Genomic DNA, 13,735 nt, shown 5'->3' with positions numbered 1-13,735 from the left:
TGATTCCGGTTGACGAGGAAGGTCGGGAGATACTAATCCCGATTTCGGCTTTGGTGCCGCTTCGCTGGTTGACGAATAGTCAGAATGACGATTGTTCCTTCAACGTCTCATAATACACGGACGACGGAATCGAACCCCCACACCCCTCGTCCAGAGTGAAACGCTACGAGAGTCCCACAGCTCACCGGGTGGAAACCACACGACGAGTCGGCTGGGAAGTACTGAAATCACAAGACGTGAGGCGTGTATCCCTCTAACAGCGGTCGTCACACAGTCGAAGATCCTCTAAACATACCAATCTTCATAGCATTACCTAGAGGTTTTATTACTACCCACTTCCTACCACTCTCCAAGTGCATTCAGCACAAAGAAGAGGACGAAGGCGGCATTCGTCCGGGTGGTTTCGAACCGCTGCTCGTGTTTGCTGTTCCATTTCTTCCGTTTTCTCCCGTTTCAGACAGTCTTTCCGTGATTCTTGCTGATATCCTCTCACAAGAACCCCCGTTTCCCGTGGACCTCACCCCACACCTCTGGTCGGTTTTCACTCTGGACGAGGGGTGTGTGGGCGAGGTATTCTCTCCAGCTCCCTTCCGTGTCTCCACTCAGAATTAACCAACAAATCACTCGACACCTCGATAGTGTTGGTTAACATCTCTCAATCTCGGTGAAGGCGGCCAGGTCCGTTTCCCGAGTTTCCGCGATCTCGCGTTGAATCTCCGTCCGATCCCAGCCAAGCGGTGCCAGCACACTCTCGACAGCTCTGACGAGTTGCGTCTCGTAGTACGACGCATCGTACGACTCCGTCTCTTCGTGAGCCAACGCGACCCGCTCTCGCGAACTCTTCTCGTCGTCGACGACCACGTACTGGATGTCTTGTCCCGGGTGGATGGCGAGGTCCTGGTCGCGAGCCCGCTTTAGCGCCGCCACGTTCTGTGTGTTCTGCGTGTACCCTTCCAGCGGCTTGGAGACACGATTCCGTTCGACGAGCTGCTTGACCGGCACCGTCCCAGCGTGGAGGCGACTGATCGCGTCCTGAAGACAGTCAAGTACGGCATCCGGGGATCGAGTCGCGTCGAGCCGTTCGAGACAATCCCGCTGGACGTCCTCGATGAACGATGGAGTCGAGCGCTGCCGAGCTTCGATACCACGTATCTTGAACTCGTCGTCGCCGGCGACCTTCCCGAAGTATTTCGTCAACGCACCAGCGTCGCTCTCGCGCTGCGGCACAAACGCCACCCAGTCGTAGTGGGCTTCGTGTTCGAGCCGAATCTCAACACGTTCCGTGATCTCCGTCGTGAGCGTCTCGAGGTCCTCGCGGTCCTCGTCGTCGAGGTCGGGGTCCGGCGTCACCCAGATGGAGTCGACGATGCCGTGGACGACGCGCCAGCCGCCAGCTTCCAGCCGTTGTTTCGCCGTTAGTAGGATCTCGCGAGCAAACGCGTTGATCGCTTCGTGGCACTCGATGCGGCCGAATTTCGCGTTGCTGAACCCTTGATAGCCGAAGCAGGCGACGAGGATCCACTTCAGCGCTCCCGAACGCCCCTCGAGTTCTGCCAGTCGATCCTCATCGGGGTCGTCTCGTTCCTTCTCGCGACGGATGGCCGCCTTGATCTCGTCGCGAGCGTCGATGATCGGCTGTAGCACGTCGACGAGGTAGCCCCGGTCGTCGCAGATTGAGTACCCGAGGCCGGGGACGTCGTCGCGGTCGCTGTGGCAGCTACACCGGATGACGTCCGGCGAGACGTTCCGGGTACAGATGATGTTCGGGTACAACGAGGAGAAGTCGAGTTCGTGGACGTTCTCGTGGAGGCCGACCTCGGGTGCGAAGATGAAGCCGCCGCGGTCGGCGTCGTGGAGCGTCCCCATCGGTTTGTAGAACTCATGGCGCCAGGAGTTCCACGGCACGAGGACGCCGCGGTCGTGGGCCTCGCAGATCTGGATCGCCGTGAGCACGTTCCCGATCGACGCCCACGCGAGCTCCTGGACGGGCTTTTTCGAGCGCGACACGAGGTCGAGGACGCCGTCGAGGTTCGTCTCCCCGTAGAAGAACGTGTTCGACTCGTCGATGATCGCCCGGCCAGGCACGTTGTACCGCGCCGGCGAGTGACCGACGCGGCCGTAACTCGAGTACGTCGACCGGCTCGCGAGCTGCTGATAGTCGACGTCCGGCCACCTGCTCAGCGAGAAGTCGTCGACGCCGGCGTCCGTCGCCATCTCGTACAGGGTCGGGACGATCTCGCTGGTTGAGCAGACCAGGACATCCGGATCGTGCGCTTCGAGTGCCCCTTGGACGGCGGTCAGGATATCCGTCGGCGAGCCGGTGACGGTGTCGCCGGCGGCGGACAGTTTCTCGTAGACGTCGTTGCTCGTTTCGGTCACCGGAATACTGAGCCGGAGCGTCGACAGCTCGCTCGCGGGTGTCGGATCGGCACCGGTCTCCAGACAGTACCGGAACTCTCGCGAGAAGTCGACGTTGAAACAGGCGAGATCCCCGACTGGATAGTCCGACAACTGGCGTGCCTGCCGGACGAGTGGGGTGACGCGGTCGATGTGGGCGACGTCGACGGCGAGAACGGTCTCCTCGTCTCGTCGAAAGCCCGGCCGTCGCGCAACCATCTCGGTCGCGACGACATCCGGGTGCTGGTCGTACACCGACTGGAGTGTCGTGAGGTCAAGGTTGTCATCAGGGTCGCGAGCGGCGACGTAGAAGCGTGGGGTGTAGTCATCGCACTCGGTCGCGACGGCGCCATCGGCGGTTGCCTCCCACTCCAGGACGCGGCCGTCGTCGAGGAAGTCGATACTGAACGGCATCGTCACGGGTTCGCGTCCGGCGGGGCGCTCTCCTGGTCATCGCGTGCTGCGACCGCGGCCTCGAGTTCCTCGAGGCGCTCCTCATGGTCGTCGAGTCGGCCCTCCTGTTCGAGATCGATGCTGAGTAGCGCCGGCAGCAGCGGATTCTGGTGGTTCAATAGCCCGCTCGCGTCGGCGTGCTCGCGGGCGTACTCGAACAGCCGGTCGAATCGCGGCTGGTCGCGACGCCGCAGTGCCCGCCGGAACTCCGCCCAGCGCTCTTCGATAGCCCGCAGCGCATCTCGGTAGGTTGGGTTCGTCCGCCCCATCGCTATCGGCCTCCTGTCCCGGTCGCCGTCCACGCATCGAGCAGGGGGTCCGCGGTTGCCGCCACCGTCTCACCGTCAGCTGTGACGCCCGTCCCGACACCCTCCGAGGTCGGCGTCGACGGCGCCAGCGTCGTCGGTTCCACGCCGACCTGCGTAGCGCGTGCCGCGAGCAGCTGCCGCCAGTACGCGAATGTCGTCTGGTAGTACGCGCCGTCGTCGACGGGATAGACGAGCGTCTCGAAGTCCTCGCCGATGACCCGTGGCCCCATCCGAGTTTGCTCGCACTCCAGATGGTGGTCGGCGACCGTCGCGACTGATTCGGTGAATTCGTTTCGTTCGTTTCGCGTAACGAGCACCGGGATGTCGTACCCCTCGGCGTAGGTTGCCAACCGAGCGAGAGTTCGAGCCTGAAGGGTTCCCGCGTGGGTTTCGCCGAGGGTATCGTCGGCGCGGTACTGGGCGTCGACGGCCGGCGCGACGATGAGGGCGGGCGTGTGGGGCGATGCGTCCTCGTCGCGACCTGGTGCCCGTTGACCGGCCGCCCCAGAACCGGCGGTGGACGACTGGATTACCTTATTCACCGCTGACGGGAGATCACAGACGGCGCCGTAGTGCTGGTAGGCGGTGAATCCGCGGGCGACGTGAATTCGGTTGAGCAACCGTTGACTGGGCGCGATCTGAGCGAGTGTCGTCGTCGTCGCGTGACCATTTGCGTCGACCCAGAAGGCGGGCCCGTCGTGCAGGAGGAGATGGTCGAGCACGAGCGACTGCAGGATCGGGACGCCGCGGCCTCCTTCCACGTCGAGCAGCGTGATGCCGTCCTCGAGTGCCGGCAACAACATCTCGTCCGTAGCTGGATCGGCCTGGTCAGCAAGGGACCGATTGCGGTCAGCGCCCCGTGTTGGCTGGTCCACCGCCAATCGGTTCGACGTTGAGTGTTCTCCCATACTCGACTAGTTGTCTACGTTCCCGATAAGCCGCGGCGTGGCACTTCCGCGTTTCAGGGAACTCGACTTGGTCCCCTCCAATCCCGGTACAGTTCCCAGTAGGCTCTGTTTTGAACCCGTTTCCGAGAATAGTTCCTGAATCGAGCGGTCTTCGTGTTAACCAACACTGGTGCGTATCGACGGCGGAATGTTGGTTAATCCTTCACAACAACAGTCTCGAGCCTAACTGCTCGGTATGTTAATGCTCAACGCCACGTTGGAAGAGGTGCTCTATGAGCTACCCACGAACCCACGTCGACCACCGAAACCCCGATCACCACGAGTCAATGCACCCAACTCGAAATATCGTGAACGCCCACGTTGTTGCCGGGGAATTTCTCACTTCGCGGTACCACGAGGCGCTTCAAACCGTTCTCCATCCCCTCGGCGAGTCTCTGGACACCAAAGACCAACATGCGCTCAACGACCTTGGCATCGTCCATGCGAATGGTTCCTTGAACGAGCTTTCCCCTATCGTTCGCACCTACGTCAAACTCGATGAGTATTGGACACGCACCCATCGTACTGCGCTCAACGAACTATTCGCTGATCGACGTGCTCACGTCCTGAGTTGCTGTACGCGGTTCCTTTCTGAGTTCCCTCGACACACCCTCGAAGTCGAATCTGGCCGTTCCGGAACTGCGCTGGATACTACCCTTGCTCCGCTTCTCAAAAGCGGATTTCTCTCATACACAGATGATGAGAAAGCGTCATATTCTGTTGATGAACACCATGCGCTGTATCGACCGACTGAACGGCTCTTCGACGCACTTCTTGACCAAGCAGCTGTTCTCTGTGAGCTACTGGTCGTGTCCCAAACTGGTCTAGAGTCGTAACTGACTCCTGTGGAAACAGGGTCACCTCTGGTACCTACCCCGAAGTGACCCATGCACGCCACAATCGACGCGCAGTTCACAGTTAGTCTCGACCCAGACAAAACGCTACCGCTTGCCACGCTCGCTGAATCTCTTACCGAGATTCAACTCGAGGCCACTATCCTCGAGGAGATCGTCAGAAGCCTCGACGAGCGCCTCGTCGAGGCGTATTGTGGGGAGAAACACGCGCGCGGAAACGGCGACCGCCGTTTCCAGCGCGCTGGCACCACGACACGAACAGCCGTTACAACTGCTGGAGAACACGAGAGCGTGTCATAGAATCCATCTCATAGCATCTCACAGCCCGGTTCGTTTCCTCGCTCGTAGTTGGTGATTGCAATGACGAGTCGGAGACACAGTGCAAGGAACACTTCTGTTCGTGCATGAACGCGGCCTCGGGCGCGGACGTGCCCGAGGCCGCAGTCCTTGACTGCGTCGTTGGTTCGTTCGACTCCTGTCCGGTTGTTGTACGTCTCGTCCAAGATGGATTGTTTTAACTGAACGTCCTCGCTGTGTTCCTCGATTCGGTCTTCGACCCTGTACTCGATGTCTTTCGGGTCGTCGGTGTTTCGCGGATTGTATGGAGCGATTGGCACGACCCCTGCGGCCAGCAGGTGATCGTGCCAATCGAGGATATCGTAGGCGCTGTCTCCAAGCATCCAGACCGGTGTATCGACGGCGAGCGCGTCACGCGTGACGCGCATCGCCGTCTCTTGGTCTGCTTGTTTGGCCTGTGTGAACTCCGCTGCTATCGGGATCTTTGCACCGGTTGAGACGATCGTACAGCCGAAGCCGTAGTAGTACTCTTCGCCTGTTGGATCGTAGTTCCATGAGGCGGCGTCGTTGTACTGGATCGCGTTGATGTGCGTCGAATCGATGGAGTATGTCGAGTCGAGCAGGCCGCGGGCAGCGGCCTGCTCGACGAGCCTGTCGAAGAGATCGTCAATGACGTGTTCGAGGTCGGTAAGAAACCGATCAATCGTGTCTCTGGAAGGTGGTTTGTCGAGTCCGCAGTAGTACCAAACGAGGCCGTGCTGGAGTTCTCGTACAACCGGACGTGTGCCGTAGATGTCCTTGTAATAGCAGTGCAGAAAGCCACGAAAGAGATCTGGAGGCTGGTGGACTCGTGTTCGCCCCCGCTTCGAGGGGGCGAACACGTCGTACTCCAGCAGAAACTCGAACTCAAGGTGCTCGAACAGCGGTACTGTCTCGGTAGCCGCGACATTCAAGAAGTCGTCTACCGAAGCTACGTCTTGCAGGGTTGCGCTTGTGTTGGACACACTTCGCGCACCCTGCTGCTTCGTACGTGACGCTTTCTATGACACGCTCAAACGGTGTAAGAATCAATGGATGCGGTGGTCAGAAGCGGGGCTAGAGTCGCTTCTCTGGTTAAATCTGGTGCAGTACGCCGATCCCGAGCAGTTCGCGGCGTTCGCCGACGAACTGCTCGAGCGCTCAGCCAAAACAGCCATCACAATGGAGGTGTTAACTGAAGCTACCAGAGGCGAACTCTAGACGACTTTGGGACGGGACCAATTACTCTCTGTGAGGATGGAGAGCAGGTAATTGAAGAACTACTCGGGACGAGTTCCTCTGAGGAGAAGCAGGAGGTTGATACTCAAGGACATAAGTACGTAAAGACGTTCGGTGGTTCAATGGCGTCAAGCGCAGTCAGTGCAGCCTCTTGAAGTTCATCCAGTGTGCTGAACAGACGGTTGCCCAGTACCTGATTGAGTCGTCACCAGCACTCTTCTACGAGGTTCACCGGATCTGAATATAGAATATTATGCTCTGTTGAAGAGCGATCTAATCAGCTGATATCACGGGTTAGAAGGATGAAGTCGAGGAAATCGAGGTTGGTATGGAAATCGATATCCTCGACTTCGTTGAGCAGTGTCGAGACCTAGCCAAACAAGCGTTGGGGAAGCACGCGGGCGAGCCCGCCAGCGGCGGGTTCGCCCGCTGGGTACATGTCGTTTTGCACTGTTTTCGGCTCGAAGAGGGCCATAGCTACCGTGAAACGCCGAACCGGCTGAAGTACATGTCTGAGGTTCGTGACGTACTTGGCCTCGATCAGGACGAGTTGCCGGATTACAGCACGATCTACAAGTCGTTCGATCGGCTGAAAATGTGGGTGTGGCGGGCGTTGCTGCGCGTTTCAGCGCAGCAACACCCGCAGTCTGGACACGTCGCTCTCGACAGTACGTTCTTCGACCGACACGCTGCATCATCGTATTACCGTCAGCGATCCGGGAATAGCGTGCAGACGCTGAAAGTGACCACATTAACCGATGTAGAGTCTCTTGCAGTTCTTGACGTTCATATCTCAGCCCGGTGGAAACACGATACGAAGACAGGGCCGCAGGTCGTCCGCCGGAACGCGGACGACCTGCTTTCCGTCGCTGCTGACAAAGCCTTCCACAACTGGCACACCAAATACGAGTTCTACGCCCTCGGTGTCGAACCACTGATCTTACAGCGTGGATCGAAACCACTCACGACAGGGAACAACACGCTTATCCGGACAAAAGGCTACGCTCAGCGCTGGATGGCCGAAACGTCGTACTCGACAACGAAGCGCTCGCTCGGCGATGCCGTGCGAGCGCTGGGCTGGTATCGACAGTTCCGTGAAATTGTCCTCATGTTCGCCATCATCAACATAGAAAAGCTCTGTGAGCCACTCTAACCATCGTTCAGCAGCTATTCAACAAAGCAGAATATTATATATCTTACCGCCAATTTAACATTCCTACCCTTCTATATTATTATATATTATTGTCTGTCCCATAATACTGAACTATAAGTCCACTAGCTTGGTATAGCCATCTATGGCCCATAGAGACCAACCTTCCGGACCTGTTCAATCAATAGATAGGGCATTTGATATTTTAGAGAAAGTGGGGGAGTTGGAGAATGCAGGAGTGACTGAACTTGCTCAAGAACTGGATCTCCCTAAAAGTACAATACATAATCAGCTGAAAACACTAGAAAAACAAGGATACTTAATTAATAATAATGGTGATTATGAGCTGGGTCTTAAGCTATTATTTCTAGGTGAGACAGCTAGGAAAAAGAAGGAAGGGTACATATTAATTGAATCAAAGGTTAAGGAACTTGCTGAGAGAACGGGAGAAAGAGCGCAATTTCTTGTTGAGGAGCAATTACATGCAATTCATATATACACGAAGATCGGGAAAAACGGTATTGATACTGGCGCTGATGTAGGAACGCGTCGACAAGACCTTCATGCAACTGCTGCAGGTAAGGTGATTTTGTCAAATATCTCTGAAGACAGAGTTGAAGAATTCTTCTCAACTGTAGATTTGAAAAATATCACAGATAATACTATAGTTGACAAATCTAAACTCAAGAAGGAGATCAAGAAAACACGCCAACGTGGATATTCTTTTAATGATGAGGAATCTATATCTGGTTTTCGAGCAGTAGGCGTTCCAATTCAACATCCAAATGGTGAGTTTTATGGGGCACTCAGTGTATCCGGACCAACCCATCGAATGAAGAATGAAAAATATGAAAGTGAAATCCCAGATCTACTTCTCGGAATATCTAATGAAATTGAGTTGAATATGCTCCAGATATAGATATAACCGACGATAAATAAGTGACACTGGCAATAACTACGTCAGGGATGACGAGACAGAAATTAGTGTGGTAGAGCGCGTTCTCAGCCGTGTCGCCATCTATTCCTTTGGTGTCGAGTTATTGCTTGCTGATCGCGGCTTCTACAGCGAGCGAATCATTCGCCGCAGCCGAAAGATCGCTGTGGCAACTGTTTCTGTCAAGAACAATTACAATGAATGTTTGATGATTAGTTGATCACAGGTCTACTGCACAGAAGCAGTATCCTGTTTGGCCTTGGATGAATCTATTTTCAGTGTTAGCATGGCGATTAGTATTGATGCAGCACCGATTATATAACTAAAAGTAATATTTGGATGAGTCATCATGATGATACCAGATAGAAATAGAACCACACTTATGAATAATTTATTAGTCTTTTTAGCTTCTATACTGCTATTCAAGGAATAAATTAGCATTATTGATCCAACAATAGTTGAGATAAATATAGCGACAGTCCATAGCGATGGATCACCCACAATTAACTCCTCTCGGTAAATGAATGAAATTGGTAGTATAAACATTGGCGCAAATAACTTGACCGATTTCGAAGCTGTTTCCAGGAATTTTGATTTTGCTATTCCTGAAGTAACAGCACAGGTTGGTGCTATTGGTGGAGTGATACCTGATAGACAGGCACCGTAAAATACAAAGAAATGCGCTGCTAGCGGTTCGACACCAAACTGGTTTATCAGGGTTGGTGCTATTAAGATAGCTACGATCGTATAAGCGGCAACCGTTGGCATACCAAGACCAAGTATTATACATACGGCTAATGCAAGCAAAACAGTAAATAGCATAATTCCGTCAGTCATATCCATCATTGCCAAAGTTATTGCATTTGGAACACCAGTGGCTAAGAATATATCAACAGCTATATTTATAGTAGCTACAATTAGGGCAATTGGAGCAAGAATAACTGCCCCCTGATAAAACCCATCAACAGTATCTTTAATAGCAGAAATAACTAAATCACCTATACTTGAATCCATATTATAATCTCTATGAATAGTGTATATCGATCCAGTTAACATCATCAATAAAACAGTGGCTAATCCAGATGTCGGGATAGTATATCTCAAAACACCCAATAAGTAGATTAGTAGAATAAACGGAGGGAGAAAGACAAGGGCATTTATCCAATTGTTAGTAACAACATCATTTTCATCCATTATACCGCTAATTTTCTGGTTAATATCAATTTTTGCTGTATCAACTTCTGAGGTAGCTGTCAAATGGACTCCAACAAATAAGCATACTATAACTATAATTGCAGGAAGGGCAGCTACAATCATAACATCAGCGTATGATATCCCAAGAAATGAGGCCATTAAGAATCCGCCAGCACCCATGACAGGTGGCAGAATCTGACCTAATGTCGAGGCATCAGCCTCGATAGCTGCAGCTGACTTTGGTTTCAGACCAGAGTCTACCATAATTGGAATTGTTATCGATCCGGTCATGGCCGCATTTGCAGTTCGACTGCCATTTATAGACCCGATTATTGCACTAGCGATCACGGCTGTTTGGAAGACCCCGGTTTTTACGTATTTCCCGGATCGTAATGCCATAATCGTTATTATTTCGAAAGCACCATATCCTTTTAGTAACCCTGCATAAAGTAAAAATAGCGCTACCCATGCTGCTATTATCATAGATATAGACCCATAAATGCCACTAATATCGAGCATTGATATATTTAATATTCTTGTCGTAGATAGCCCTCCATGAGAGAACACTCCTGGCATATATTGTCCAAAATATCCGAATATTATTGAGAATAGTATAAGAAATAGAAATACAGAACCAAACTCTCGCCACGTAACATAAACAATGGAAGTTACAAACAATAGTGCCATCATATATTCATGAGTATATGCATACCCAATCCTTGTTGAGTTCAAATCGGAAAAGTTAATATACATATATATGGTTGAGGCTATAGAAATTAATAATATAAATATTAGAACCATTTGGTTCAGATATCCTTCTTTATCTAAGGGGTCTGCCAATTCATTCAGGACATAAATAGACATACAACCACCTAAAAATACAATCGTTAGAATTTCCCGGGATGCGCCACTAAATGCAGCATATAGAATATACAGCCAAAACACTACTGAAAATGCTATAGTGGCTTTCTCCAGTAATTTATTTACATCAATATTATGGTATTCTAATGAAGACATGATACTTAGAAACATATTACATTAGTCCGTTCTCTTGGTAAAACTCTTCGGCGCCCGGATGAATAGGGACATCATCCATAAAGTTGTTAGTCATACGACCTATATCGGTGTGATCTGGGTACGAGTCTGAGGCTTCTCGAATAAAGTCATTATTCTCATGGCTAATTTCACAAATTTCATAAACTGCTTGCTCATCAACATGCTCTCCTAAAAAGAGATGGTTTGCCTGTACCCATGCATCTTCTATTTGGTTTTCATTATCACCAAGATCTCCATCCTCATCTGGAATTTCTGTCTGTTCAATATATGCAACCCCGTCAGCATCTTGATATTCATCCACCTCAACATCCATTTCAACATGACGTAACTCCACACGCGACATCATTTCATCAAAGAAGGGGGGTGGAGAGCCATTAGCTGCATATCCTAAAGTAACATCAATACGTCCTTCTTCTAATGCTCCTGGGGCATCTCCAATATCAAGGTCTGACACCTCCCAGTCATTCCAAAAGCCTAGACTCTCCCAAGCTGCAGAGGTTGTGTTCCGAATTCCAGTACCGGGGTTTCCAGCCCAAACAACAGCATCCTGCTCTGCAATGTCACTGACTGAATCAATATCTGTCTCTTCCCTCGTCCAAAAGTTCATAACAATTTCAATTTGGTTGAATACTTGTTGAGGAAGATTATCAAGAGTATCTTCTGCAAATTCTCCTTCTTCATTCTGTGCTGCCCTATAATCCATTACACTAGACACGCCACCATCTGATTCACCCTCGTCAAACAAACGCAAATTCGCTGCGCTCCCAGGGGTTTCTAGTGCAGAAATTTGGGCTACTTCACCATATTCATTAAGTCCTCGCTGAAGTGCGTTCGTTGTTTCTTGGTTTGCCCCCCCTTCTGAAGTGCCGATCCCGATAACACCATCTCCATCACTGCCTAGGCAGCCAGCAAGGGCTTTAGTTCCTATTGCTCCAGTTGCAGCTATAAAGGCTCTACGGTTACTTCTTGTGTCCATTATTACCACATTGCACTGATCATACTCCTCATAAGATAAATCTTTTGGAATTCTTTGACTGAGGCGGTGGTGCAGAAGTCTCCACAAGGAAGTGGTAGGACGAGTTTGATGTGTCCAGCAGCAAAACCGCCCTACCGGATAACGATACGGTCGCACAGGTTTTCAAAGCTCTGGAGACAGAGACAACAGCACTTCTTGAGCCGCTTGATCTCTCGTTTCTCACGGACTACCCCGTGTTCGCCCCCGATTCGAGGGGGCGAACACGGATACACGAGCCCCCAGAATTACTGAAAGGCGTCCTTCATTGCTTCTACCGCGATATCTACGGACTTCGACCAATGGAGCGAGAGCTACGGAATGAAGATGTCTGGCGACAGTGTGGATTCGAGCAACCGCCGTCTCGGTGGACGCTGGATCGGTTCATCACTGACTTCGCACTCGTTGCAGAAGAGGTGTTCATTGAGTTAGTCCACGAGCTTGCCGAGCAAGTCCCAGTACCTCACAAATCAGCCTCACCTAACTGGCGCTGAAGCGTGATTTGCCGACGAATCAGAGCTGGCTCTGTTCTCTGTAGATCTACCCGACGACAAGAGACGAGGGACTGTCGCAGTCGGCGGCGATCAGCCGCCGACGCGACGGTGTTGCCACTGGTCGATAGGGCGTCCTCGGTTACCGGTTACCGGTGGAAGCGATCATCCGGTGGCCGATTCGAGGGGACGGCCCGACGCACCGCGAGGGCCGTCCACGCTGCCCGAGTCACCATGTCGACGAATTCTTCGAAGGGCCACCACCAGAGGCGACGCCCGCCTCGGCGAGGCGTCGCCACATATTCCCAGTGCAAGTACCGCCAGACGTTCTGTATCAAGAGGCTGAGAACGACGAACAACAGCCGTCTCGTTGGATCTTGCGTGGTCGTCGAGATGATCGTTGACTCGGAGAGCCGGTAGCTCGCTTCGATCCCGAACCGTTTGCTGTAGTGGGATCGGGCCTGTCGAGGTTCATCGACGAACGGCGCGTCGACGGCGTAGCCGTGACGCGCCACCCCGTGCTCACCGTATCGACCGTTCTTGTAGGTACAGTCGATCATCACTGGAAACTCGACGGTCCACTCGTTCTCGCCGTAGGACGTCGTGAGATCGTGAGTGATCTCACGACTCCAACCGGTGCTGAGTTCGTTCTTGATCTTGCTGCCCCACTTGATCACCGGAACGATGTACGCGAAATTGTGGGCTTGGAGTAACGTGAGACACTTTCCATCGTAGAAGCCGCTGTCAAGATAGACCGCTTTGACGTCGAAGTCGAAGTTGCTGACTAGTCCGAGAAACTCAGCGAGGATGTCGCTGGCGGTGTCGCCGTCGGTGAGACGGCGCACCGCCAAGGTGTAGCGTTTGTTGTTCACGCGGGCGTAGAGTGTGGCGTAAGCGTGGAACGCAGTCGTTCCTGCTTTGGCCTCGCTGTAGTAGAGGCCGTCAGTCTCGTCTTCATCACCGTAGTAGGGCCGCAGGTGGAGGTCCGCGACGACCTCCACCTGCTGGGGGAGCGTTTCGAGGACATCTTGCTGGAGAAGCGTGTTCCCAGTTGATTCGACAGTTTCGAGGTCGAACTTGGTGCGTAGGTGATAGAGAACGTCGTTCGCCGAGGGGGCGTCTTCGCTCTTCTCGCAGAGTGAAGAGATCGAGGTCCCGTCGGCGGTCGCGCCGACGAGGACCTCGAAAATGTCCTCTGGGTCGATTTCAGCGTTCTCTCCGAGGTTCAGGGTAAATGCGCCGGTGAGAACGTTGACGAGAAAGTTAAGGAGCTGGTCCTCGTGGATTTCACTGTCTGCTTGCTGCTGTTTGCTAGGCACATTCACAGCAAGCAGACGTTCTAACTAAGCGGCTTTGTGTGCTCTGTTGAAGAGCGATCTAATCAG

11 protein-coding genes and 3 pseudogenes are annotated in these 13,735 nt (G+C 52.8%); 6 read left to right on the top strand and 8 right to left on the bottom strand.

The annotated features are described in order from the left end of the window. Nucleotides 1-645: 645 nt before the first annotated feature. From QQ977_RS16605 to QQ977_RS16595, 3 genes are read right to left on the bottom strand one after another with little or no spacing between them, the layout of a single operon-like run. Nucleotides 646-2,811, bottom strand: a complete 2,166-nt coding sequence (locus QQ977_RS16605) for a type B DNA-directed DNA polymerase (RefSeq protein WP_285928801.1) — start codon at nucleotides 2,809-2,811, stop codon at nucleotides 646-648. Nucleotides 2,812-2,813: 2 nt separating this feature from the next. Next, complete coding sequence (locus QQ977_RS16600; protein WP_008446351.1) at nucleotides 2,814-3,119, bottom strand: hypothetical protein; 306 nt, start codon at nucleotides 3,117-3,119, stop codon at nucleotides 2,814-2,816. A 2-nt stretch (nucleotides 3,120-3,121) separates the two neighbouring features. Further along, a complete protein-coding gene (locus QQ977_RS16595; protein WP_285928800.1) occupies nucleotides 3,122-4,066 on the bottom strand; it encodes a hypothetical protein in 945 nt (314 codons plus the stop codon). A gap of 272 nt (nucleotides 4,067-4,338) precedes the next feature. On the opposite strand from QQ977_RS16595, the gene QQ977_RS16590 reads away from it, so the two are divergent. Both QQ977_RS16590 and QQ977_RS16585 read left to right on the top strand, forming a co-directional pair. Next, nucleotides 4,339-4,941 (top strand): hypothetical protein, encoded by a 603-nt coding sequence (locus QQ977_RS16590; RefSeq protein ID WP_285928799.1) that lies wholly within the window; start codon nucleotides 4,339-4,341, stop codon nucleotides 4,939-4,941. Nucleotides 4,942-4,992: 51 nt separating this feature from the next. Continuing rightward, nucleotides 4,993-5,247: pseudogene (locus tag QQ977_RS16585) on the top strand (ISH6 family transposase); the annotation flags it as partial. A 20-nt stretch (nucleotides 5,248-5,267) separates the two neighbouring features. Here the strand turns inward: QQ977_RS16585 and QQ977_RS16580 are convergent. Beyond that, nucleotides 5,268-6,260, bottom strand: a complete 993-nt coding sequence (locus QQ977_RS16580; protein ID WP_285928798.1) for a transposase — start codon at nucleotides 6,258-6,260, stop codon at nucleotides 5,268-5,270. Between the two features lie 46 nt (nucleotides 6,261-6,306). On the opposite strand from QQ977_RS16580, the pseudogene QQ977_RS16575 reads away from it, so the two are divergent. Then, nucleotides 6,307-6,495 (top strand): annotated as a pseudogene (locus tag QQ977_RS16575) (ISH6 family transposase); the annotation flags it as partial. Between the two features lie 103 nt (nucleotides 6,496-6,598). On the opposite strand, the pseudogene QQ977_RS16570 reads toward QQ977_RS16575, so the two are convergent. Continuing rightward, nucleotides 6,599-6,742 (bottom strand): annotated as a pseudogene (locus QQ977_RS16570) (IS630 family transposase); the annotation flags it as partial. Between the two features lie 99 nt (nucleotides 6,743-6,841). Between QQ977_RS16570 and QQ977_RS16565 the strand changes: the two are divergent. Both QQ977_RS16565 and QQ977_RS16560 read left to right on the top strand, forming a co-directional pair. After that, nucleotides 6,842-7,666, top strand: a complete 825-nt coding sequence (locus QQ977_RS16565) for an IS5 family transposase (protein ID WP_285926176.1) — start codon at nucleotides 6,842-6,844, stop codon at nucleotides 7,664-7,666. 142 nt (nucleotides 7,667-7,808) lie between these two features. Next, complete coding sequence (locus tag QQ977_RS16560) at nucleotides 7,809-8,582, top strand: IclR family transcriptional regulator (protein ID WP_285928797.1); 774 nt, start codon at nucleotides 7,809-7,811, stop codon at nucleotides 8,580-8,582. A 243-nt stretch (nucleotides 8,583-8,825) separates the two neighbouring features. On the opposite strand, the gene QQ977_RS16550 is transcribed toward QQ977_RS16560, so the two are convergent. Next, nucleotides 8,826-10,823 (bottom strand): TRAP transporter permease, encoded by a 1,998-nt coding sequence (locus QQ977_RS16550; protein WP_285928796.1) that lies wholly within the window; start codon nucleotides 10,821-10,823, stop codon nucleotides 8,826-8,828. Nucleotide 10,824: 1 nt separating this feature from the next. After that, entirely contained in the window at nucleotides 10,825-11,823 is a 999-nt protein-coding gene (locus QQ977_RS16545) for a TAXI family TRAP transporter solute-binding subunit (RefSeq protein ID WP_285928954.1), read from the bottom strand. Between the two features lie 110 nt (nucleotides 11,824-11,933). On the opposite strand from QQ977_RS16545, the gene QQ977_RS17365 reads away from it, so the two are divergent. Next, nucleotides 11,934-12,353: a hypothetical protein gene (locus QQ977_RS17365; protein ID WP_430540857.1), complete on the top strand. Its 420-nt coding sequence runs from the start codon at nucleotides 11,934-11,936 to the stop codon at nucleotides 12,351-12,353. A 146-nt stretch (nucleotides 12,354-12,499) separates the two neighbouring features. Here the strand turns inward: QQ977_RS17365 and QQ977_RS16535 are convergent, their stop codons facing one another. Continuing rightward, nucleotides 12,500-13,669: an ISH3 family transposase gene (locus QQ977_RS16535; RefSeq protein WP_285928795.1), complete on the bottom strand. Its 1,170-nt coding sequence runs from the start codon at nucleotides 13,667-13,669 to the stop codon at nucleotides 12,500-12,502. Nucleotides 13,670-13,735: the final 66 nt, after the last annotated feature.

The sequence above is a fragment of the Natrialbaceae archaeon AArc-T1-2 genome, assembly GCF_030273315.1.
GTDB lineage: Archaea > Halobacteriota > Halobacteria > Halobacteriales > Natrialbaceae > Tc-Br11-E2g1.
The sequence above is the reverse complement of the archived record's forward strand: the minus strand, read 5'-3'. Positions and strand labels throughout refer to the sequence as shown.